This window comes from Kutzneria sp. NPDC051319 (assembly GCF_040682195.1).
Classification (GTDB): Bacteria; Actinomycetota; Actinomycetes; order Mycobacteriales; family Pseudonocardiaceae; genus Kutzneria.
Genome location: NZ_JBFBAM010000112.1, coordinates 1 through 21,362, shown reverse-complemented (window position 1 = coordinate 21,362; position 21,362 = coordinate 1). Strand labels below are relative to the sequence as shown.

General features: G+C 71.1%; 25 protein-coding genes and 2 pseudogenes. 17 read left to right on the top strand and 10 right to left on the bottom strand.

The genetic code is table 11. The annotated features are described in order from the left end of the window. Both AB0M73_RS47175 and AB0M73_RS47170 read right to left on the bottom strand, forming a co-directional pair. Nucleotides 1-845, bottom strand: an 845-nt coding sequence (locus AB0M73_RS47175) for a GAF domain-containing protein (RefSeq protein WP_363906305.1), incomplete at its 3' end; no start/stop codon positions are given. Nucleotides 846-1,003: 158 nt separating this feature from the next. Continuing rightward, the gene (locus tag AB0M73_RS47170) at nt 1,004-1,816 is read right to left on the bottom strand and encodes an SDR family oxidoreductase (RefSeq protein ID WP_363906303.1); all 813 of its coding nucleotides are present in this window, start codon (nt 1,814-1,816) and stop codon (nt 1,004-1,006) included. 89 nt (nt 1,817-1,905) lie between these two features. Between AB0M73_RS47170 and AB0M73_RS47165 the strand changes: the two genes are divergently transcribed. Both AB0M73_RS47165 and AB0M73_RS47160 read left to right on the top strand, forming a co-directional pair. Continuing rightward, nucleotides 1,906-2,382, top strand: a complete 477-nt coding sequence (locus AB0M73_RS47165) for a hypothetical protein (protein ID WP_363906301.1) — start codon at nt 1,906-1,908, stop codon at nt 2,380-2,382. 21 nt (nt 2,383-2,403) lie between these two features. Continuing rightward, nucleotides 2,404-4,362 (top strand): annotated as a pseudogene (locus AB0M73_RS47160) (catalase). Nucleotides 4,363-4,401: 39 nt separating this feature from the next. Here the strand turns inward: AB0M73_RS47160 and AB0M73_RS47155 are convergent. Further along, nucleotides 4,402-4,800: a ChaB family protein gene (locus AB0M73_RS47155; RefSeq protein ID WP_363906299.1), complete on the bottom strand. Its 399-nt coding sequence runs from the start codon at nt 4,798-4,800 to the stop codon at nt 4,402-4,404. A gap of 138 nt (nt 4,801-4,938) precedes the next feature. On the opposite strand from AB0M73_RS47155, the gene AB0M73_RS47150 reads away from it, so the two are divergent. Genes AB0M73_RS47150 through AB0M73_RS47110 form a run of 9 tightly spaced genes read left to right on the top strand, consistent with a single transcriptional unit; the run spans nt 4,939 to nt 13,267 of the window. After that, on the top strand, nt 4,939-5,412 hold the full coding sequence (locus AB0M73_RS47150; RefSeq protein ID WP_363906297.1) for a hemerythrin domain-containing protein: 474 nt from the start codon (nt 4,939-4,941) through the stop codon (nt 5,410-5,412). An 11-nt stretch (nt 5,413-5,423) separates the two neighbouring features. Then, on the top strand, nt 5,424-6,785 hold the full coding sequence (locus tag AB0M73_RS47145; protein WP_363906295.1) for a hypothetical protein: 1,362 nt from the start codon (nt 5,424-5,426) through the stop codon (nt 6,783-6,785). Then, nucleotides 6,775-7,395 carry an alpha/beta hydrolase gene (locus AB0M73_RS47140; protein ID WP_363906293.1) on the top strand — a complete coding sequence of 207 codons (621 nt, stop codon included), beginning with the start codon at nt 6,775-6,777 and terminating at the stop codon, nt 7,393-7,395. The genes AB0M73_RS47145 and AB0M73_RS47140 overlap by 11 nt, the downstream gene beginning before the upstream one ends. Nucleotides 7,396-7,442: 47 nt before the next feature. Next, on the top strand, nt 7,443-8,252 hold the full coding sequence (locus AB0M73_RS47135) for a YbdK family carboxylate-amine ligase (protein ID WP_363906291.1): 810 nt from the start codon (nt 7,443-7,445) through the stop codon (nt 8,250-8,252). 5 nt (nt 8,253-8,257) lie between these two features. Beyond that, the gene (locus tag AB0M73_RS47130; RefSeq protein WP_363906290.1) at nt 8,258-8,518 is read left to right on the top strand and encodes a hypothetical protein; all 261 of its coding nucleotides are present in this window, start codon (nt 8,258-8,260) and stop codon (nt 8,516-8,518) included. Nucleotides 8,519-8,561: 43 nt separating this feature from the next. After that, nucleotides 8,562-10,031 carry an ornithine decarboxylase gene (locus tag AB0M73_RS47125; RefSeq protein ID WP_363906288.1) on the top strand — a complete coding sequence of 490 codons (1,470 nt, stop codon included), beginning with the start codon at nt 8,562-8,564 and terminating at the stop codon, nt 10,029-10,031. Beyond that, complete coding sequence (locus AB0M73_RS47120; RefSeq protein ID WP_363906286.1) at nt 10,028-11,194, top strand: amidohydrolase; 1,167 nt, start codon at nt 10,028-10,030, stop codon at nt 11,192-11,194. The genes AB0M73_RS47125 and AB0M73_RS47120 overlap by 4 nt, the downstream gene beginning before the upstream one ends. Before the next feature lie 32 nt (nt 11,195-11,226). Then, the gene (locus tag AB0M73_RS47115) at nt 11,227-12,300 is read left to right on the top strand and encodes a YbdK family carboxylate-amine ligase (protein WP_363906284.1); all 1,074 of its coding nucleotides are present in this window, start codon (nt 11,227-11,229) and stop codon (nt 12,298-12,300) included. Continuing rightward, nucleotides 12,290-13,267, top strand: coding sequence for an iron-containing redox enzyme family protein (locus tag AB0M73_RS47110; protein ID WP_363906282.1), 978 nt, complete (start codon nt 12,290-12,292; stop codon nt 13,265-13,267). Before AB0M73_RS47115 ends, AB0M73_RS47110 begins: the two co-directional genes overlap by 11 nt. Here AB0M73_RS47110 and AB0M73_RS47105 read toward each other — a convergent pair. The 4 genes from AB0M73_RS47105 to AB0M73_RS47090 form a co-directional block, all read right to left on the bottom strand. Further along, nucleotides 13,240-13,440, bottom strand: coding sequence for a CDGSH iron-sulfur domain-containing protein (locus tag AB0M73_RS47105; protein WP_363906281.1), 201 nt, complete (start codon nt 13,438-13,440; stop codon nt 13,240-13,242). The two genes, AB0M73_RS47110 and AB0M73_RS47105, sit on opposite strands and share 28 nt — an antisense overlap. Next, the gene (locus AB0M73_RS47100) at nt 13,424-14,113 is read right to left on the bottom strand and encodes a HemK2/MTQ2 family protein methyltransferase (RefSeq protein ID WP_363906279.1); all 690 of its coding nucleotides are present in this window, start codon (nt 14,111-14,113) and stop codon (nt 13,424-13,426) included. The genes AB0M73_RS47105 and AB0M73_RS47100 overlap by 17 nt, the downstream gene beginning before the upstream one ends. Nucleotides 14,114-14,279: 166 nt before the next feature. Next, complete coding sequence (locus AB0M73_RS47095; RefSeq protein WP_363906277.1) at nt 14,280-15,257, bottom strand: DNA topoisomerase IB; 978 nt, start codon at nt 15,255-15,257, stop codon at nt 14,280-14,282. Between the two features lie 22 nt (nt 15,258-15,279). After that, a complete protein-coding gene (locus AB0M73_RS47090) occupies nt 15,280-16,458 on the bottom strand; it encodes a PP2C family protein-serine/threonine phosphatase (protein ID WP_363906275.1) in 1,179 nt (392 codons plus the stop codon). A 74-nt stretch (nt 16,459-16,532) separates the two neighbouring features. Here AB0M73_RS47090 and AB0M73_RS47085 point away from each other — a divergent pair, with 74 nt between their 5' ends. Genes AB0M73_RS47085 through AB0M73_RS47065 form a run of 5 tightly spaced genes read left to right on the top strand, consistent with a single transcriptional unit; the run spans nt 16,533 to nt 19,298 of the window. Next, nucleotides 16,533-16,880: a hypothetical protein gene (locus tag AB0M73_RS47085; RefSeq protein ID WP_363906273.1), complete on the top strand. Its 348-nt coding sequence runs from the start codon at nt 16,533-16,535 to the stop codon at nt 16,878-16,880. A gap of 1 nt (nt 16,881) precedes the next feature. Further along, nucleotides 16,882-17,256, top strand: a complete 375-nt coding sequence (locus AB0M73_RS47080; RefSeq protein WP_363906271.1) for an MBL fold metallo-hydrolase — start codon at nt 16,882-16,884, stop codon at nt 17,254-17,256. A 56-nt stretch (nt 17,257-17,312) separates the two neighbouring features. After that, a complete protein-coding gene (locus AB0M73_RS47075) occupies nt 17,313-17,681 on the top strand; it encodes a hypothetical protein (protein ID WP_363906269.1) in 369 nt (122 codons plus the stop codon). Between the two features lie 16 nt (nt 17,682-17,697). Further along, the gene (locus AB0M73_RS47070; protein WP_363906268.1) at nt 17,698-18,132 is read left to right on the top strand and encodes a hypothetical protein; all 435 of its coding nucleotides are present in this window, start codon (nt 17,698-17,700) and stop codon (nt 18,130-18,132) included. Further along, complete coding sequence (locus tag AB0M73_RS47065; RefSeq protein WP_363906267.1) at nt 18,129-19,298, top strand: zinc-dependent alcohol dehydrogenase; 1,170 nt, start codon at nt 18,129-18,131, stop codon at nt 19,296-19,298. The genes AB0M73_RS47070 and AB0M73_RS47065 overlap by 4 nt, the downstream gene beginning before the upstream one ends. A 4-nt stretch (nt 19,299-19,302) precedes the next feature. On the opposite strand, the gene AB0M73_RS47060 is transcribed toward AB0M73_RS47065, so the two are convergent. The 3 genes from AB0M73_RS47060 to AB0M73_RS47050 are packed head-to-tail and all read right to left on the bottom strand — an operon-like array spanning nt 19,303 to nt 20,970. Next, on the bottom strand, nt 19,303-20,400 hold the full coding sequence (locus tag AB0M73_RS47060; RefSeq protein ID WP_363906265.1) for a glutamate--cysteine ligase: 1,098 nt from the start codon (nt 20,398-20,400) through the stop codon (nt 19,303-19,305). Next, nucleotides 20,382-20,570, bottom strand: coding sequence for a hypothetical protein (locus tag AB0M73_RS47055; protein ID WP_363906263.1), 189 nt, complete (start codon nt 20,568-20,570; stop codon nt 20,382-20,384). The genes AB0M73_RS47060 and AB0M73_RS47055 overlap by 19 nt, the downstream gene beginning before the upstream one ends. Then, on the bottom strand, nt 20,563-20,970 hold the full coding sequence (locus tag AB0M73_RS47050) for a hypothetical protein (RefSeq protein WP_363906262.1): 408 nt from the start codon (nt 20,968-20,970) through the stop codon (nt 20,563-20,565). The genes AB0M73_RS47055 and AB0M73_RS47050 overlap by 8 nt, the downstream gene beginning before the upstream one ends. Here AB0M73_RS47050 and AB0M73_RS47045 point away from each other — a divergent pair. Then, nucleotides 20,962-21,362 (top strand): annotated as a pseudogene (locus AB0M73_RS47045) (manganese catalase family protein); the annotation flags it as partial. The gene AB0M73_RS47050 and the pseudogene AB0M73_RS47045 sit on opposite strands and share 9 nt — an antisense overlap.

The window sequence follows — 21,362 nt, the reverse complement described above, 5'->3', positions numbered from 1 at the left end:
CGCCGTTGCGCCTGATAGGCCATGGCGCCGTTGATCAGCGTCGCGCACTGGTCGGCGACCAGGCGCAGGAATGCCCGATAGTCCTCGTCCAGGGCGCGACCGCCGCTGGCCGCCAGCACGACCGCGCCGAGCGGCTTGTCGCCGGCGTCGCTGCGCAGCGGCAGCACCATGGCCTCCGACGGCGGCGTCGCCCACCCACCGGTCGGCAGCCCGGTCACGTCGGCGACGACCAGCGGCTCGCCGCCTCGCATCACCTCGGCGAGGGGCCAGCGGTCGTCGGCGGCCTCGTCCAGGTGCGTCGACACGTACGGGACGTCCGGACCGTGCCGGTCGGCCCAGTCCTGGATGCGCCGGCAGGCCTCCTCGACGGTCGTGGCGCCGGCCTGCGTGCCGAGATCGCTGAGCGCGGCCATCCGGCGTGTGCCGACAACCCGGTCGGTGGTGTCGTTGACGGCGGTGAACACGCCGGCGACCGTGCCCGAATCGTCGTGCAGCGGGCTGTAGGAGTACGTCCAGTACGTCTCCTCCCAGTAGCCGTGCCGGTTCATCGGCAGCAGCAGGTCGTCCGACCAGGTCGCCTCGCCGGTGGTGAGCACGCCCTCCAACATCGGCCCGATGATGTGCCAGATCTCGGTCCACACCTCACGCCCGGGCTTGCCCAGCGCCGGATGCTTCGAGCCGAGCAGCGGCAGGTACGCGTCGTTGTAGAGGAACCGCAGCTCCGGTCCCCACCACAGGATCATCGGGAAGCGCGAGGTCAGGCAGATCCGCACGGCGGTGCGCAGGGCCTCCGGCCACTCGTCGGGCGAGCCGAGGGCGGACGTCGACCAGTCGAATGCGCGCATGCGCGCGGCCATCTCGCTGCTGCCGGGAAAAACGTCACTCACCGACCTGGCCGGCCTCTCTGCGACGGGACTCCATGCTTTTAGCTTGAGGCAGGTGCGGCTGCTCGGCAACGCATGTGCCTGCGGCGTTGCCGAGCAAGGGGGTGATCGTCAGGACGTCACGGCGTGCGCCAGTCGTCGCTCGTCAGATGGGAGCCCGCCTGCGGGCCCATCTGAAGCATGCCACCGTCCACCACCAGCGAGGACCCGGTGATGTAGCCGGCCGCGGGGGTGGCGAGGAACGCGACCGCGGCCGCGACCTCCCTGGCCGCGCCCGGCCGTCCGAGCGGGATGCCCGGACGTCGCTCGGTGTGCGGATCCACGTCCTCCTGGCCGGTCATCGGTGTGGAGATCTCGCCCGGGGCCACCGCGTTGACGGTGATGCCGTGCTCGGCCAGCTCCAGCGCGAGGACCTTGGTCAGCATGCCGGCCCCGGCCTTGGCCGCGCAGTACGGGCCGGCCCCGATCCGGGGCGCGTGCTCGTGCACGCTGGTGATGGTGATGATCCGGCCGCCCCGGCCGCCCTCGATCATGTGCTTGGCCGCCCGCTGCGAGCAGACGAAAACCCCGTCCAGGTCCACCGCCAGCACCTCGCGCCACTTGTCGAAGTCCAGGTCCATGACGCGTTCATGGGTGCCCGTGCCCGAGCAGTTGACCAGCACGTCGATGCCGCCGAGCTCCTCGGCCAGCTCGTCGACCACCGCGCCGGCGGTCGGCAGGTCGGTGAGGTCCAGGTGCCGGACGGCGGCCTTGACGCCCTGCTCGCGGGCCTCCCGGGCGGTCTGCTCGGCGCCGTCCTTGTCGCGGTTGTAGGTGATGCCGACGTCGACACCGCCGCCGGCCAGCGCGACCGCGACTGCGCGGCCGATGCCGGAGTCCGAGCCGGTGACGACGGCGGTCAGCGGGCGTGCCTCGCGTTCGGTTGAAGTCATGACCCTGGCGTACCCGACGCGTGGCGGGCTATGCGTTTGCCGCCCTCACCTGTGGGCAATTCGCAAGCGAGCAAGGAGGTGCGTTCGCGGTGCCGACACGACACGTCATCATCGATCCGATCGCCGACGGCTCCAACGACCTCGCCTTCCGGCGCGGCCGCTGGATCCTGGTCGGGCAGGGGATCGTTTTCGTGCTCGCCGGCGGCTGGGCGTTGACCATGGCGCTCATCGGCGGCAGCGGGTATGTGTTCGTGGCCGACGTCCACGTGCCGGCGGTGCAGGCGGGCCTCGTCGCGGCGACCGGGCTGGCGTCGTTGGCCTGTGCGCTCCGCCGTCGCGCGGCCGCGCTGCTGTCCGGAGTTCAGGCGTCGCTGTTCTGGCTGCTGTTCGTGGTGTCGGCCGCGGTGCGCGACTCCGGCCCGTGGCAGGCGTTGTTCGGCTACGACGCCGGGGGCTCGCTGGCCTACCTGGCCATCGCGGTGCTGGGGCTGGTGCTGGTCCTCTGGCTGTTCCCGCGAGCCCTGAGCGACCCGGACTGGCCGGCCAGCGTGATGCGCCGCGACTGACCTGGGGAAGGAAGGAGCTGGATGACCGACCGCGAGAACGACAAGCAGCGTCAGCTGGACGCGGACCGGATCGACCCCGCGCGCGGGGCCGGCTCGTACGGGTATTTCGAGCCGTACGACGACAGCCTCGCCAAGCACACAGCGGCGCAGTTCCTGACCGATCCGTCCGTGCGGACGCCGGTGTTCGTGCGGTTCTCCACGGTCGCCGGATCACGCGGCTCGGCGGACACCGTCCGGGACGTGCGCGGGTTCGCCGCGAAGTTCTACACCCGCCAGGGGAACTACGATCTGGTCGGCAACAACATGCCGGTGTTCTTCATCCAGGACGGGATCAAGTTCCCCGACTTCGTGCACGCGGTGAAGCCGGAGCCGCACAACGAGATCCCGCAGGCCCAGTCGGCGCACGACACGCTGTGGGACTTCGTCGCGCGCCAGCCCGAGACCATGCACATGATGATCTGACTGATGTCCGACCGGGCGCTGCCGCGCAGCTACCGGATGATGCAGGGCTTCGGGGTGCGCACGTTCCGGCTGGTGGCCGCGGACGGGCGCGGCACGTTCGTGAAGTTCCACTGGACGCCGAAGCTGGGCACGCACTCGCTGGTGTGGGAGGAGACGCAGCAGATCGCCGGCAAGGACCCGGACTTCAACCGGCGGGACCTGTGGGAGGCCATCGAGTCGGGCGACTTCCCGGAGTGGGAGCTGGGGGTCCAGCTGGTGCCGGAGCGGGACGAGCACCGGTTCGACTTCGACCTGCTGGACGCCACCAAGATCATTCCCGAGGAGCTGGTGCCGGTCCGGCCGGTGGGGCGGATGGTGCTGGACCGCAACCCGGACAACTTCTTCGCCGAGACCGAGCAGGTGGCCTTCCACACGGCGAACGTGGTGCCGGGCATCGACTTCACCAACGACCCCCTGTTGCAGGCGCGGAACTTCTCGTACCTGGACACGCAGCTGATCCGGCTCGGCGGCCCGAACTTCGCGCACCTGCCGGTGAACCGGCCGGTCGTGCCGGTGCGGAACAACCAACGCGACGGATACTCGCAACACCGGATCCACAAGGGACTGACCAGCTACACCGAGAACACGTTGTCGGGCGGTTGCCCGGTCGCCGAGGGCGATTTCCCGGAGGTGTTCGCGCACTACCAGGAGAAGGTCGAGGGCACCAAGATCTGCAAGCGGTCCCAGAGCTTCCGGAACCACTACTCCCAGGCCACGCTGTTCTGGAACAGCATGACCGACATCGAGAAGGCGCACATCGTCGCCGCGTTCCGGTTCGAGCTGGGCAAGGTGGAGATCAAGCAGATCCGCGCGGACGTCGTCGCCCGTCTGGACAAGGTGGACCGTGAGCTCGCCACCCGGGTCGCCGCCGGCGTTGACGTGCAGGCGCCGACCGGCGAGACGCCGGCCAACCACGGGTGGAGCTCACCGGCGCTGAGCCAGGTCGTCCGGGCCGCGGAGTCGGACTTCGGCATCGCCACCCGCCGCGTCGCCGTGCTCGTCGCCGACGGCGTGGACGGGGTCGGGACCACCAAGCTGGCCGAGGCACTGCGCAGCCTGGGGGCGGTGGTGGAGCTGCTGGCGCCGACCGACGGGCTGGTCCGCGGCGCCAACGGCGAAGACGTGCTGGCCGACCGGGCCATGAGCACCATGGCCTCGGTGCTGTACGACTTCGTGGTGGTGCCGTGCGGCCCGGAGAGCACGGAAACCCTGGCCGGCGACGGCTACGCGGTGCACTTCGTCGCCGAGGCCTATCGGCACGCCAAGCCGGTGGCCGCGTTCGGGGCGGGCATCGATCTGCTACGGGCCGCCCGCGTCGAGGCCCACCTCGCCGACGGCGACTCGGTCGTCGTCGACCAGGGCGTCGTCACCACGACCCAGGCGGCGCGGGACCTGCCGGACGACTTCGCCGAGGCATTCGCCGCCCTGATCTCCGGACACCGGATCTGGACCCGCGAAACGAGCGGCGTTCCGGCCTGACGAGTGCGGGGCGGCCGGCCGGCCGCCCCGCGCCCGTGGTCATGACCTGGCTTTCGCGGTCTTCCGGTTGTTGGCCTTCTCGATCGCCTTCACCAGCTGCGGTTTGGTCATCGTGGACCGCCCCCGCACGTCCAGCTTCTTCGCCACCTCGTACAGGTGGCTCTTGCTGGCGTTCGCGTCCACGCCGCCGGCGGTCTTCTTCGTCCGGGCGCGGTTGCCCTGCGCCGCCTGCAGGTCGGACGGGCCCTTGTTCTTCTTGGCTTCCCAGTGGTCGCCGACCTTCTCGAAGCTGTGCTTGAGCGCGGCGAACGCGGTCTGGTGCGAGCGCCGGCCCTCGCCGTACTCCTCGACGGCCGAGTCGTGCGCCTTGATCCACGTGCGCTGCGCCTTCTGCGGGGACCGCTTGAGGGTGCTGGGCAGTTCCTTCGCCCCGGGCATGGCCATCACTCTCCAATGTCGACTGCGGAGCTCCTCCGGGGTACCTCCGCGCGGCCCGGTCGAAAACCGCAGTTTGTCGCGAACGGGCCGGGGTATCCGTGGGTGTCTCGTCTTAGCCGTGCCAGGAGGAGTGAGCCCGTGTCGACCGATGCGATCGTGCTGCTGAAACAGGACCACAAGACCGTCGAGCAGCTGTTCAGAAAGTTCGAGCAGGCCGGCGACGACGCGTTCGCGACGAAACGCGGGCTGGTCGACTCGATCATCAAGGAGCTGACCACGCACGCCTACATCGAGGAGACCATCTTCTACCCCGAGGCGCGCAAGGCGGTGCCGGAGACCGAGGACCACGTGCTGGAGAGCATCGAGGAGCACCACGTGGTGGTGTGGATGCTCTCGGAGCTGACCAAGCTGGAGCCGGACGCGGAGAACTTCGACGCCAAGGTGACGGTGCTCATCGAGAACGTCCGCCACCACGTCGAGGAAGAGGAACAGGACTGGTTCACCGAGGTGCGCAAGGCGATGGGGCGCAAGCGGCTGCAGGAGCTGGGCGCACGCATGGCCGACGCCAAGCCGGACGCGCCGAGCGACCCGCTGGCGTTGCAGAGCGCGTGAGGACGGCCGCCATGTCCACGGTGTCACCCAGCCGGGCGGTGGCGGGCTTCGACTCCGCCACCGCAATGCTTCGGGCGGTCTCGCTCGCGTTGCGGGGCAAGAGGTTCGCGGTGCTCGGCCAGAGTCGGCTGATGTCGGCGCCGCTGCACCTGTCGAACCTGCTGCCCGAGGGGCTGCGTACCCAGCTGTACCGCATCTCCGGCACCGCGGAGGGCGTGACGCCGTCGATGCTGTCGTCGATCGACATGCAGCAGGTGGCGTCCTGGATGACCGGCCACTACGAGGACCTGCCGCCGCAGTACCCGGGGGTGGTCATCGGGTCGAGCAACGGGGCAATGACGCACCTGTGCGCCGCCGCCGGGATTCCGTGGCTGCCGCAGACGATGCTGGTGCCGGTGCGGTGGCCCGGCAACGACCCGGACCGGCCGGTGCTGGCCGCGCAGTTCGGCGCCGAGGTCGCCGATCCGCTGCTGGCCAACAATCCGGATGTCGTGCTGCACCACATGCACGACGGCAACCAGGACCGGTTGATGATCGACCTCATGACGTACTTCCGGCTCAAGTGGCTGCGGCTGCCCCGGGCGTACGAGGAGTTCCTGGCCACCCGCCTGATGCCCGGCGCGCCGATCGTGCTGGTGGACTGCGAACTGTCCTGGCCGGTCACCAGGATCGGCGACCGACACGTGTTCCAGACAGGCGCGTACGGCGGCCTGCGCCCGGACGAGTATCTCGGGGGCAGCCCGCGCGTCGCGGAGTTCCTGGCGGAGCAGGGATCGGTGCGGCGGTCGTTCGACGCCCCGGCGGCCGACGACCACGCGCCGGAAGCGGAGTGGGGATTCGAGCCCTCGCTTGGCGTCGACATCGACCGCTGGGCCGCCGCGCACGGCCATCCCGTGCACCGGATCACGTTGGCGGACCCACACGGACTGTCGGCCGCGGTGGCGGACATGCACCGGGAATGGTTGCTGGCCGCGGACCGGCCGGCCGATCGGCTGCTGGTGGAATCGTTCGTGATGCTCGACCCCGTCGGCGTCAACCAGGCCGGACTGGTGCCGTTCTGGACCGCTTTCCCGGTGCGGGACGCGTTGCACGCGGTGGCGGGACACCTGCGGGAGAGGCGGTACCGGGACGTCGATGTGCTGATGTTCCCGCACGGTGTGCGCTCGGCCGGCATCGCCGAGCCGGAGGACTGGCTGCGGCTGCGCGAACACGGCGCCGCCGTGAGGTTGCCGGCCACGGATGTCGCGCGGTACCCGGCGGACTTCGCCGCGCTCGCGGCGTACTCGTCGGCCATCCCGCGCGGCGACGACCGGCTGGTGCGGATCGGCGTTCGGAAGATCCTCGATCAGTTGGACCACGCCCGTGCCACCTGACGTCGTGGTCGTGCCGGGGCTGGCCGTGTCGCGGTACCTGGAGCCCACCGTGCGGTGCATCGAGGCGACCGGCTCGCGGTGCGAGCTCGTGCGGCTGCCCACCGAGGGGCCGCCGGTGGGAATCCCGGAGTACGCGGCCGTCGTCACCGAACGGATCCAGCGCCGCGAGGTTGTGCTGGTGGGCCACTCGTCGGGGACGCAGGTGGCGGCGGCCGTGGCGCGAGAGACGCCGGTGACCCGGTTGATCCTCGGCAGCCCGACCGTGGATCCCGCGTACCGGAGCGTGCCGAAGGTGGTGGCGCGATGGCTCGTCGACGGCGCCCGGGAGCCGGGATCGCTGGGCCGGCAGGAGTTTCCGGAGTGGAGGCAGGCCGGGTTCCGCCGGATCTGGGTGCTGCTGCGCTCGATGCTCCGGCATCCGTTGGAGGACATGGTCGCCGAGGTGCGGTGCCCGGTGGTCGTGGTGCGGGGCGAACGGGACCCGCTGTGCACGCCGGCCTGGGTGGCGGAGCTGGGGCGGGGAGGGAAGGTTCTCACGTTGTCGGGGCTGCCGCACGCGTTTCCCTATCTGGATCCGGAAGGCTTCGCTCGCATCGTGCTCGGTAGCTGACGCCCGATCGCGTTTGAACGACCACTGCCACCGGGCATCTTCCCGACATGAACGACAGACCGAGTCTGACGCTCGGCGTCGAGGAGGAGTGCCTGCTGGTCGACGCCACCGGCCAGCTGGCCGCGGCCGGGCCGGAGATCTCCGAGCAGGTCGATGACCTGGACGGTCAGGTCGAGCACGAGCTGCGCCGATGCCAGGTCGAATCCGCCACCGCCGTCTGCGACACGATCGACGAGGTCGTCAAGGGCCTGCACACGCTGCGCGACCGGCTGGCCGCCAGAGCGGCGGAACAGAACCTGCGGCTGCTCACCAGCGGCACGGCCCCCATGGCCGACGACCGCCCGGCCCGCTTCACCCCCGACGTGCGCTATCACCGCATGGCCCGGGAGTTCGGCGGCATCGCCCAGGCCTCGCTGACCTGCGCCTGTCACGTCCACGTCTCGATCCCCGACGCCGCAACGGGACTACGCGTCAGCAACCACATCCGCCCCTGGCTTCCGGTGCTGCTGGCGCTGACCGCCAACTCTCCGTTCCACAACGGCGACGACACCGCCTACGCCAGTTGGCGGCACGTGCTCTGGACCCGGTGGCCCTCGGCCGGACCGCCGCCGCACTTCGACTCGGTAGACGCGTACGAATCGCGGGTCGACGCCCTGACCGCGGCCGGCGCGGCCATGGACCGGGCCATGCTCTACTGGGACATCAGGCTCTCCGCGCACCAGCCCACCGTGGAGGTGCGGGTCGCCGATGTGCTTCCGACGCCGGTCGAGGCCGCCCTGCTGGCCGCGCTCATCCGCGGCCTGGCCCGTCAGGCGGTCGACTCGGTTCCATCGCCACGCCGCCACCCGAGGTCCTGAGGGCGTTGCTGTGGCGCTCGGCCCGGGACGGCCTGACCGGTCGCTGCGTGCACCCGCGCACCGGCAACCTGGTGCCGGCCTGGCAGCTGGTGAACGAGTTGGTCGCCGGCCTCGACCCCTGGCTCGGTGACGACGCCGAATTCGTGACACAGGCCCTGGCCGGGGTGCGTGCCTCGGGCAACGGCGCGCAACGCCAACGCGCCGCGCACGCCAAGTCCGACACCATGGCCGACGTGCTCGACGTCCTGGCCTGGACCACCGGCTGACCCGCATTGGTTTCCGCTGGTGACAGCGCGGGAATCCGGGCGTATGGACCACAGCAAGGCGCCGGTGCTCGACGCGCTCGTCGAGTACCACCAGCAGCGCATCACGCCGTTCAACCCTCCCGGCCACAAGCAGGGGCGCGGGGCGGACCGCCGGGTCGTCGACGTCGTGGGGGAGGGGGTGTTCCGCAGTGACGTGCTCGGGCCGAACGGGCTCGACGACCGGCTGATGCGGCACGGCGTGCTCCAGGAAGCCCAGGAGCTGATGGCCGACGCGGTGGGCGCCGAGCACACGTTCTTCTCCACGTGCGGAAGCTCGCTGTCGGTGAAGAGTGCGATGCTGGCCGTCGCCGGCCCGCACGAGAAGCTGATCGTGGTGCGGCACGCCCACAAGTCGGTGATCTCCGGGCTGATCCTCAGCGGTGTGTCGCCCGTGTGGGTGCACCCGCACTGGGACGGGGAACGGCACCTGTCGCACCCACCGGGGCCGGACGAGGTGCGGGCGGCGTTCGAGGCCGAGCCCGAGGCCAAGGGCATGCTGCTGGTGACGCCGACCGACTACGGCACCTGCGGGGACATCGCGGCCATCGCCGAGGTCTGTCACGAGTTCGACCGGCCGCTGATCGTGGACGAGGCGTGGGGCGCGCACCTGCCGTTCCACCCGGACCTGCCGCCGTGGGCTATGGACGCCAACGCCGACCTGTGCGTGACGAGCGTGCACAAGATGGGCTCGGCGGTCGAGCAGAGCTCGGTTTTCCACCTCCAGGGCGATCGGGTGGATCCAACGGTGCTGAAGGCGCGCGAGGATCTGCTGGGCACCACCAGCGCCTCGTCGCTGGTGTACGCCACTTTGGACGGTTGGCGGCGGCAGATGGTCGAGGACGGCGAGAAGCTGTTGTCCACCGCGCTGTCGCTGGCCCACCGCGTGCGGCGGGAGATCGACGAGCTGCCGGGGCTGCGGGTGATGGGGGAGCGGGAGTTCGTGGGCTCCGGCCTGGCGGCGTCGTTGGATCCGCTCAAGGTCGTCGTCGACCTGTCCGGGCTGGGCATCAGCGGCTACCAGGCGGCGGACTGGCTGCGGGCGCGCAAGCGGGTGACGGTCGGGCTCTCCGACCACCGGCGGATCGTCGCGATCCTCACCGTCGCCGACGACGACTACACGGCGTCGGTGCTGGTGGACGCGCTGCGCGAGCTGACGCAGGCGGCCGGGCGGATGAAGCGCCCGCCGGCCGTCGACCTGCCTCGGCCCGACGAGCTGGAGCTGCGCACGGTGATGCTGCCCCGGGACGCCTTCTTCGGGGAGACCGAGCAGGTCGCCGTGGACAAGGCGGTCGGACGGGTGGCGGCCGAGATGATCAGCCCGTACCCACCCGGCGCGCCGGCGCTGGTGCCGGGTGAGGTGATCACCCGCGAGGTGCTGGACTACCTGCGCAGCGGGCTGAACGCGGGCATGCAGTTGCCGGATCCGGCCGATTCGGACCTGCAATCGGTCCGGGTTGTCAAGGATCCGGCGTGACCGTGCACGAGCGGGTGCGGGCGGAGGTCGAACGGCAGGCCGACGAGCTGTGGCGGATCAGCCTGCTGCTGCACGACAAGCCGGAACTCGCCTTCGAGGAGCACCTGGCGAGCGCCGAACTGGTCGCTGCGCTCGCGGCGGCGCAGTTCGAGGTGGAGCACGGCGTCGCCGGCCTGTCGACGGCGTTCCGCGCGCACTGGGGGACCGGTGTGCCGCCGCGGGTCGCGTTGCTGCTGGAGTACGACGCGCTGCCGGGGCTCGGGCATGCCTGCGGGCACAACCTCATCGCCGCCGCCGGACTCGGCGCCGCGCTCGCCGTGCGGCACGCGATGCCCGATCTGGCCGGGACGCTGATGGTCGTCGGCACGCCGGCCGAGGAGGGTGGCGGCGGCAAGGTGTTGGAGCTGAAGGCCGGTGTTTTCGACGGGATCGAGGCCGCCCTGATGTTCCACCCCGGCGTGTACGACTGGCGGTACGCGCAGCTGACCGCGCAGATCGAAGTCGGCGTGCGTTTCCACGGCCGTGCCGCGCATCCGACCGGCAATCCCACCGAGGGGGTGGACGCGCTCGCCGCGCTCGTGCAGCTCTTCGGCGCGTTGGCGATACTGCGAGCGCGGTTGCCGTTGGGTTCACACGTGCAGGGCATCGTCACCGAGGGGGGCACGGCCACGAACATCGTGCCCGACCTGGCCGAGGGGCGGTTCGGCGTCCGGGGGCTGACCACCACGGCCCGTGACGAGCTGGTCGCGCAGCTGACCGAGTGCGCTCATGGCATTGCCCGGGCCACCGGCACCACCGCCGAGGTCTGGCCGGCCAGCGACGGATACCAGCACGTCCGCGACAACGCCGCCCTGTCCGAGGTCTTCGCCCGGCACGTCGCCGAGTCCGGCATTACGCTGGCCGAGCCGGCGCCGGGTGTGTTCCTCGGTTCCTCGGACATCGGCGACGTCAGCAACACGATCCCGGCGATTCACCCGTTCGTGGCCATCGCGGACGCCGACCAGTCCGACCACACCCCGGAGTTCGTCGCGGCGGCCGCGAGTCCACGGGGGCGTGCGGTGATGCTGGCTGCCGCGCGGGCGCTGGCCGACACGGCCGTCGACGTGCTGACGCGGCCCGACCTGCTCGACCGGGCGTGGCGGGACTTCCACGCGGCCGGTTGAGGCCGGTGTCCGGCGGGGATTTCGGCGGAGTGATGAGCACGGTCGGAGTCGAGGAGGAATTCCTCCTCGTCGACCGCGCCGGCATCACGACGCCGCGCGCGGCCGAGGTGGTGGCGCGGTGCGCCGGACCGCTGCCGGCTGGGATGACTGTGCAACGGGAGTTGCGCGACACTCAGGTGGAAGTGGTGACCGGCGTGTGCACGAGCGCCGCCGACCTGCGGGACCAGCTCACGGCCGGTCGCCGGGCCCTGGCCCTTGCGGCCGCCCGCCTCGACGCCCGCGTGCTGGCCGCCGGCGCACCGGTGGTCGGCTCCGCGCCGCCGGACAAGGCGTCGAACCCACGGTTCGTTCGGGTCGACGAACTCTACGAGGACATCGCGGCCGATTACGAAGCCTGCGGTTGTCACGTGCACGTAGGCGTGCCGGACAAGGACACGGCGGTGGCGGTGGTCAACCACGTGGGCCGGTGGCTGCCGACCTTGTTGGCGCTGTCGGTGAACTCTCCGTTCCACAATGGAATGGACCGTGGTTACGGGAGCTGGCGGATCGTGCAGCAGTCGCGGTTTCCGGGCTCCGGCATCGCACCCTGGTGCGGTGACCACGCCCGGTGGCAGCAAGAGGTCTCACGCCTGGCGGACTGCGGAGTTCTCGTCGACGAGAAGCAGACCTTCTGGTTCGCCCGGCCGTCGCCGCGATGGCCCACGGTGGAGTTCCGCGTCGCCGACACTGCGGCCACTGTGGACGATGCGGTGTTGCAGACGCTGCTGTGTCGGGCGTTGGTGAACACCGCCCTGGCTCAACTGGACCGTGGGGTGGAGGCACTGCCGACCCAGACGGCGGCTGCGGCCGTGTGGACGGCCTCCCGGTACGGAATGGACGGTCCGGCCGTCGATCCGCTGCTGGGCAAGCAGATCCCGGCTTCGGCCATGGTGGCGAGCCTGCTCGACCACGTCCGGGACGCACTGGTCGACGCCGGCGAGCTCGCCGAGGTGCACCGGCTGCTACGGGACCGGTCCACCGGCGCCACCCGCCAGCGGCTGTTGGCCGCGGCTGGTCTTTCCGCCGTCGTCCGACAGCTTTCCTTGGGAGGAAACCATGATTGCTAGGGGACCGCTGTCCGAGGAGGTCATCGGCGTGCTGCGGCGGCCCGCCGGCTCGGTGCGGCCGTCAGGCCCGGTCGACGACGCCGACCCGTTCGGTGACGACCTCCAGCTCGCCCTGCACCTGTGTTACGAGCTGCACTATCAGGGCCTGCCCGAGGTCGACGCGTTGTGGGAGTGGGACCCGGACCTGTTGCGGCTGCGCGGTCGCATAGAACGCGTGTTCGAGAATGCTCTGCACACGGCGGTCGCCGGCGGCGACGACGTGACCGCCGAGATCGACGAGTTGCTCGTCGAACACGTGCCCGGCAGCGGGCTCAGCCACTTCCTCCGGGACGACGGCGAGTGGTGGCAGATGCGCGAGTTCTTCGTGCACCGCTCGATCTACCACCTCAAGGAGGCCGACCCGCACGCGTGGGTGATTCCCCGGCTGCGCGGCCGGGCCAAGGCCGCGCTCGTGGCCGTCGAGTTCGACGAGTTCGGCGGCGGCCGGGCTGAGCGCGTGCATGCCCAGCTGTACGCCGATCTCCTTGACGCCGCCGGGCTGTCGTCCGAGTACCTGCACTACCTCGACGACGTGCCGGCCTGCTCGCTGGCCACCGTCAACGTGATGTCCCTGTTCGGGTTGCACCGCCGGCTGCGCGGGGCCCTGGTCGGCCACTTCGCCGCCGCCGAGATCAGCACCGGGCCCAGCGCCCAGCGCATGGAGCAGGCGTTGACCCGCCTCGACGCCCCGGACGCCTGCCGGCTGTTCTACACCGAGCACATCGAGGCCGACGCCGTGCACGAGCAGGTGCTGCGTCGCGACGTCATCGGCGATCTGCTCGCGCGGGAGCCGGAACTGGCTGGGGACATCGTGTTCGGCGTCCAGGCCACCGACCTGCTGGAGCAGCACCTGGCCGATCACCTGCTGTCCGCGTGGCGGGCCGACCGGTCCTCGCTGCGTCAGGAATCGCGGACCCTCTTGCGGTGACTGGTGTCGCAGAACGGGTAGCGCTTGCTGCGCCGGCAGGCGCACACCGCGACGACGAACCGGTCCGATCGCGCCGTGCTGCCGTCCGGCAACACGATCTCCACGGGCCCGTCCACCAGGACGGGCCCGGTCGGCTCCATGACCACGCGGCGGTGCTCACGGTCGGTCGGCACGGATCACCACCAGGTCCTCGTGACGCTGCCCCGGCTCGATGAGCCCGGTCCGTTCCAGGAACTCCGTCCTGCTCCACATCACCGGTCCGAACGGGATCGTGTTGCGCGACACCACCTCGGCCGCCAGCCCGCCGTCGCGCAGCTGCCACAGCGACTTGTCCGTATCGGACAGTGCGGAGTGGACCATCAGCAGGAAACCGCCCGGCTTCACCAGTTGCGGCATCGACCGGCAGATCGGATCCAGCAGCGCCCGGCCGTCCGGCCCCGCGTTCCAGGCCCTGCGACGTCCCCGCGTGACCGTTCTCGGCGGGCACGGCACGTACGGCGGATTCGCCAGCACCACGTCGAACGACGACGCCGACGGCAACGCCAGCATCGAGCCCCGCAGCGCCCGGATCCGCTGGCCGTTCAACCAGGCGTTCAGCCGCGCCGACACCACCGCCCGCCGGGAGACGTCGAGCGCCACCACGTCCCTGGCCCCCAGCATGGACGCCGTGATCGCCAGCGCCCCCGTCCCCGTGCAGATGTCCAGCACCTTCGCACCCGGCGGAATCCCGGCGGCCGACGCCGCCTCCGCCAACAACCAGGTGTCCGACTGCGGCCGGTACACGCCCGGCGACCGCAGCAACCGCACCGGCGGCCGGGCCAGAGCCCGCTCCTCAAACGTGGTCACGCCAACGGAATAACCCCACCACGACAGTCCAAACCAGATTCCCGCAACCCCGGCGAGTCGCGCTCTGGGACAGAGCGAAACACGGTTTCGGGCAGAACTGAGCCTCGGAGCTCAGTTGTGCCCGAAACCGACATTCGGTGTGCCTGAGAGCGCGACTCGCGGGGGTTCAGCTGTCGAAGTCGATGCGGGGGAGGAGGCGGGCGACGGAGCGTTCCACCCGTTCGAGGTCGGTGGAGGGGCGGATCGTGATGTCCTGCTCGAAGGCGTTGACGACCCGGGGATCCACATAGGACTTGCGGGCGATGGCGGGTGTGTTGCCGAGGTGGTGGGCGACCTGCTTGAACATCTCGCGGACGGCGGTGCGCCTGCTGCCCTGGCCCTTGCGACCGGCGAGGATGACGGCGGCCAGCACAGTGGCGTTCCAGGTGCGGAGGTCCTTGACGGTGAACTCGTCGCCGACCAGCTCGTGCAGGCGCTCGTTGACGTCCTGCGAGTCGAGGGGACGCCACTGCTTGCCGTTGCGGTACATGAGCAGCCGGCCGCCGCCGGTGCGTGAGCGCTTCAGACTCGACACGGCCTTGGCCAGCTCGGGATCCTCCAGGGTGACGCGGCGTTCCTTCTTGCCTTTGGCCAGAAAGCGGAACTCCAGGCGGTCGCGGCGGACCGCGACATGGGAGCGGAGCAGGGTGGACACGCCGTAGGTCCCGTTGGATTCCACGTACTCGTCGTTGCCGATGCGGAAGACGCCCTGCTCCAGCATGCGCAGGGCGACGGCGGTGACGCGCTGACGGGCCAGGCCGTCGGCGTCGAGATCGGTGGCGACCTGCTGGCGCAGGGCCGGCAGCTTCGAGGAGAGCCGGCGGACGCGCTCGAACTTCTGCCGGTCCCGATCCTCCCGCCACTGGGCGTGGTACAGGTACTGCTTGCGGCCGGCGTCGTCGGTGCCGGTGGCCTGGATGTGCCCGTTGGGCCACGGACAGATCCACACGTCCCGCCAGGCGGGCGGAATGGCCAGCGCGCGGATGCGGTCGAGGGTCTCGGCGTCGGTCACGGGCGAGCCGTCGTGGTGCTGGTAGCCGAACCCGCGGCCACGCCGCCGCCGTGTGATGCACTCACCGGTCAACCGGCTCCGTCTCAACCGCATGGCGGCGGGATACCCGTTCCGCTCAGGGGGAACCGAGCGTCAGCCGGTGTTGCTGGTCGCCGCGCCACTCCAACAACAGCGCTGTCGCGTCGTCCTGCAACCGGCTGCGCTGGTGCGCGAGCACGGCTCGCATCAGCCGGCGCAGGGTCTCCGGAGCCGGATAGCCGTCCACGGCGCCACGGGCGACCAGGTCGGTGAACCGCTGTAGCCCGAACTCGCGACCTGCCTCGTCCCGCGCCTCGGTGATGCCGTCGGTGTAGAACAACACGCGGTCGCCCGGTTCCAGCTGGTAGCGGCACTCGGTCGCGGAAATGCCAAGGCCGAAGCCCATCGGCGGCGCGGGCGGGCAGCGCAGCGTAGTCAGCCACCGGCCCTGCCGGATCAGCAGCGGCGGCGGGTGGCCGCGGTTGACCCACGTGAGCAGGCCGGTCGACGGCCGCATCTTGGCCAGCACGCCGGTGGCGAACCGCTTCCGGTCGAACTGCCGGGCGATGGCGTCGTCGATCGCCTCCCCGATCTCCGACAGCTCGGCTCCGCGCCGCCGCGTGTTGCGGCACGCGCCGGTCGCGACGGCGACGGTAAGGCCCGCGGACTGGTCGTGGCCCATGGCGTCGAAGACGGACAGGTGGAGCAGGTCGGACGACATCGCGTAGTCCACGGCGTCGCCGCCGATCTCGTAGGCCGGTTCGAGGACCGCGGCCACGGCGACGTCCTTGGTGGCGAAGGTCAGCGGGGGCATCAGCGGCCAGATGACCTCCGACGGCAGCGACATCGGCCGTGCCCGCACCACTTCCGCGTGGCTGTCGCTGTGTGGACGCTTGCTGACGATCAGCAGGGCCGCCAACGAGGCCAGGGCACGCAGAGCGGCGGCCGTGTCGGCGCCGCCGACGGACGCGCCGAGCACGCCGATCCGCTCGGTGCCGTCCAACATCGGCGCCCACAGGGTCGACTGGCTGGCGACCATCTCCACTTTTCTGAACGCCCAGCCCGCTGCCGTGGTGTCCACCGCCAGTCGCTGCTCGGTGTCGTCCAACCGGACCAGGTGTTCCTCACGGAGATCCGCGAGGTACGCCACGACGTCCGTGAGACCGGCCGTCGCCCCGTGCTGTGCGACGAGGCCGGCAAGGTCGTCGAAGGTGGCCAGGTGGCTCGCCTCCAACAGCCCGGTCAGCATCCGTGCCACGGAACTGGACTCAGTCATACGACCGACTACCCCCGAGTCCCCGATCGCTAACCGGACGGTTGTCGGCAGGGCAACCGGGTACCCGGCGTCCCATGGCGACCAACGAACTCCCCTTGCCGGACTACGACCACCTGCCGGTTTCCTCGTTGCAGCACCGGATTCGCGGCCTCGGCGAGGACGAACTGACCGCACTGCGCGGTTACGAGAACGACCACGCCCAGCGCGTGGCCGTGCTGGAGATGATCGATGCGCGGATCGACGCGCTCCGCCATGGCGCACAGCCTTCCGGTGGCGACCCCACAGCGCGGCGACCGGAGCAACCGCCGGGCGTCGACGCCGGGCCTTCGGTCACCGCCCAGACCGCCGCCCCGCCCGTCGGACCGCCGCCGCACGGCAATCCCGCGCAGCCGGCCCGGCCGAAGGCCGATCGGCAGGCTTGACGTGGCGGTCTGCTCGATCACCTTCGTCGGCACGGCGACTACTCTGCTGCGGCTGGACGAGTTCACCGTGCTCACCGACCCGAACTTCCTGCACCGGGGCCAGTGGGCCTACCTCGGCAAGGGGCTGGTGAGCCGGCGGCGCACCGAACCGGCCCTGCGGATCCACGAGCTGCCGCCGCTGGACGCCGTCGTGCTCTCGCACCTGCACGGCGACCACTTCGACCGGACGGCCCGCCGCGGCCTTGACCGTGCGACGCCGGTCGTGACCACCCCGAAGGCCGCCCGCCGGCTGCGCAGCTTCGGGTTCGGCGAGGCCGTCGGGCTGGACACCTGGGAGCAGCGGAACTGCGCAGCGGGCCCGCCTCGCTGCTGCTGACGTCGCTGCCCGGCCGGCACTCGTTCGGCCTGGTTAGCGGCTTGATGCCGCCGGTCATGGGGACGCTGCTGGAGTACCGGTCGCACGCCGGGGCCCGGCCGCTGCGGATCTATCTCACTGGCGACACCCTCCTGTACGACGGGCTCCGCGAGATCGGCCGGCAGTTCCCCGAGATCGACCTTGCCGTGGTCCATCTCGGCGGCACCAGGGTGCTCGGGGCGCTGGTGAGCATGGACGGCCATCAGGGTCGTGAGCTGCTGGCCATGCTGGGGCCGCGGCAGGCCGTGCCGGTCCACTACGACGACTACGGCGTGTTCAAGACGCCGCTGTCGCAGTTCCGCGACGTCATGGCGGCCAGCGACCTGTCGACCTCGGTGCACTACCTGGAGCGGGGCCAGACCCATCAGATCAGCACCGTCCACTGAACGGAAGGCAACCGGGATGAGAACAGCAGCCAAGGCGGGAATCCTCGTCGGCGTCGGCGTCGGCGTCGGCGCGGCGGCGGTCGCGCTGGGACGACGTCTCCAGGCCGCCGGCGACAGCCGTGACGACCACTGGCTCGCCCTGACGGTCAACTGCTCGCCCGACCAGCTCACACCGGCGGAGTCGCTGCCGGAACCGTTGGCACGGCTGCGTGATCGCGTCGAGTTGCGGGTCCAGCCGGCGGCCGGGGACAAGGGCACGGAACTGCTCGCCCGGCCGACCGACGAGAGCCTGTCGCGGTCGGACCTGAGGGTGGCGTTACGGCAGGCGAAGTCCCTGATCGAGACGGGACTCGTGATCCATCCCGACGCGCCGGGATCGGCGCATCCGGGGCCGGCCGGGCGGCTGCTGGGCGCGGTCGTGGGCCGGGCGCGAAAGGAGGGCCGGCTGTGAGGGCGCTGTGCTGGGAGGGCATCAACGACGTGCGCGTGCAGAACGTGCCCGACGCGCGCATCCAGGATGCGGAGGACCTGGTGCTGCGGGTGGGACTGAGCACCGTGTGCGGCTCGGACCTGCACCTGCTGACCGGGCACATCCCGTTCATGCAGGCCGGCGACGTCATCGGCCACGAGTTCATGGGCGAGGTCGTCGAGGTGGGGCCCGGAGTGACCCGCCACAAGCCGGGCGACCGGGTGGTGGTGTGCTCGTTCATCGGCTGCGGCCGGTGCTGGTACTGCCGGCACGAGCTGTGGTCGCTGTGCGACAACACCAACACCAATCCGGGCATCACGCAGGGGTTGTGGGGCGCCGACCCGGGCGGCATCTTCGGCTACTCGCACGCCATGGGCGGCTTCCGCGGCAGCCACGCGGAGTACGTCCGGGTGCCGTTCGCCGACCACACTGCGATCGCGATCCCGGACGGCGTCGACGACCAGAGCGCTCTGTTCGCGTCGGACTCCGTGCCGACCGGGTGGATGGGCGCGGACCTCGGCGGCGTTCGGCCCGGTGACGTCGTCGCCGTGTGGGGGAGCGGCGCGGTGGGGCAGATGGCCGCCCGGTCGGCCCAGCTGCTCGGCGCGGAGCGGGTCTTCGTCATCGACCGGTTCGACTACCGGCTGCGCCAGGCCGAGCGGCTCTTCGGCGCGGACACGCTGAACTACGAGGCCGTCGACATCGGCGCCGCGCTGCTGGAGGAGACCGGCGGGCGCGGGCCGGACGTGTGCGTCGAGGCGGTGGGGTGCGAGGCGCACAGCCCAGGCCCGCAGCACGTCTACGACCAGGTCAAGAGCAAGCTCAAGCTGGAGACCGACCGGCCGATCGCGGTGCGGGAGGCGATCTTCAACTGCCGCAAGGGCGGCTCGGTGTTCGTGCTGGGCGTGTTCACCGGCTTGGTGGACAAGTTTCCGCTCGGCGCGCTGATGAACAAGGGGCTGACGCTGCGGGCCGCGCAGCAGCACGGCCAACGCTACGTGCCGATGCTGCTCGACCGCATCGCCAAGGGCGAGTTGAGCACGAGCCACCTCGCCACCCACATGCTGCCGCTGGAGGAAGGGGCGCGCGGGTACGAGATGTTCAAGCGGAAGACGGACGGCTGCGTGCGGGCGGTCTTCCGGCCGTGACCGGTCACGGACAGGCCGGCGCGTCACAAGGCACCGCGGCTTCGGCGAGCATCGTGACGACGTCCTCGGGCCGGCTGGCCCGGGCGTAGGCGGCGAGCTGCCGCGAGGCGCCGTCGCCGACGCGGCCGAGCAGACGCGTCATCCGATCGACGAAGTCGCGGTCGTCGTCATCCAACACCGGACGCACCTCGGCCACGAGCCGGTCGAGGGCGTGCGGTTCGGGCGGGCTGCCGCTCGGCGCGGCGCAACGTCCACGGAGCCCATCCCGGGCCGAGCGCCAGAGGTCGGCCCGGATCACCTCCTGGGCGATGTCCGGCGCATTGTCGTCGGTGCGCAGCGCGCGGGCGACCAGCCCGCGTACGAGCACGGCGATCAGCGCCGCCTCCTCGGCGGTGACGGTCACGTCGCAGACGCGGATCTCCACGGTGGGGTAGGTCGGCGAGAGACGGATGGCCCAGTACGCCATCGCCGGATCCAGCAACGCCCCGGCGCGGGTCATCGTGTCCAGCGTCGAGTCGTACTCCGCCGTCGACCGCAGGTAGGGCGGCGGACCGGCGGACGGCCAGTTCGACATCTGCAGGTGCCGCCGGCTGGCGTAGCCGGTGTCGGCGCCGTCGCTGAGCGGGGAGTTCGCGCTGGCCGCCAGCAGCACCGGCAGCCACGGCCGCAGGTGGTTGAGCACGTGCAGGCCGGCGTCCCGGTCGGGCACGCCGACGTGCACGTGGCAGCCGCAGACGTTGGCCGACCTCATCAGGCCGCGGAAGTGGCCGCCGATCCGGTGGTAGCGGCGTTCAGACGTCAGCGGCGGCGGAGATGCCTCCGGCAGTGGCGGCGTGCCGCTGGCGATCAGCCGCGGGCCCCGCTCACGGGCGGATGCCGACAACGTCTCGCGCAGCCGGCCGAGGTGGCCGAGCAGCTCGCCGACGCCGGTGCACACCGGTGTCGCCGACTCCACCTGGCAGACGATGATCTCGGGCTGCAGCTCGTCGGTCGCACCGCCCGAACCGGCCAGCACCGCGCGGCCGGCGGGCACGGGACGGCCGGCGGCGTCGACGACCAGGAACTCTTCCTCCACGCCGAAAGTCAGGCCGGAACGGGCCACGATCGCACCTCCTCGGCCAGCACCGCGCCGGCGATCGCGTCGGCGTCGCGGCGAAACGGGCTGTCCTGTCCCGGCCGGCCGGTGCCGACCTGCGTGAACCAGCGGGTGATCTGGGTGACGACCCCCATGGCGTGGATGTCGCGGTCGGGAACGCCCCGGGCGTCAACCACGTGGAAGGGGGACCTGGTGATCGCCAGGCCGCCGGTGGCAAACCGTTGCGCGGTGGCCGGATCCGCGTTCACGTGCTCGCTGATCATGCCGTCGGCCACCATCCCGGCGCAGCAGCGGATTGGTGTCACGGCGCAGGTCGGCGCCGGGTGCCCGGGCGTCCAGCAGGATGTCGGCCAGCCGCCGGGAACCGTTGACCGCGGGCGATTCCACCGTGAACAGTCCGGGTTGCGCGTCGGCCGAGAACCGTGCGCCCGGTCCGACCACGTCCGGCATGAGCGGCCGCAGCGAGCGCATCACCTCCAGTGCGGCCTTGACGGGATCGATGGTCGACCCGGCGCAGGCCCGGGCGACGTCCTCGTGCAGGACACCGAGCAGCTGCGACCGGAACTCGTCGGTCACGTCGAGATGCTGGCCACCATGGTCGCGCGGCTGCTGGAGGGCGCTCCCGCTCAGGTCACCGCCGAGGCCGTGGGCGAGGATCCGGTGCTGGCGGCCGTGATCGGCGGCATGGACCCGCAGCAGGCGATCATCGGCGGCGGCGGTGCGCTGCCCGCCGACAGCAACGGCTACCCGTGGAACGGCCGCTACGTGATGGCCAGCGGCAACCTGCTGGCCGACTTCTACGCCAACGTCGCCGCCGAGGCGCAGAGCCGGTTGCAGACCGCTCGCCTGTACGGCATGACCGACGACGCCGGGGTGAAGGCGATGCTCCAGTTCAACCTGGCCCGCGACACCGCCCACCAGAACCAGTGGCTGGCCGCGATCGAACAGCTCCGGGAGGACGGTCTCGC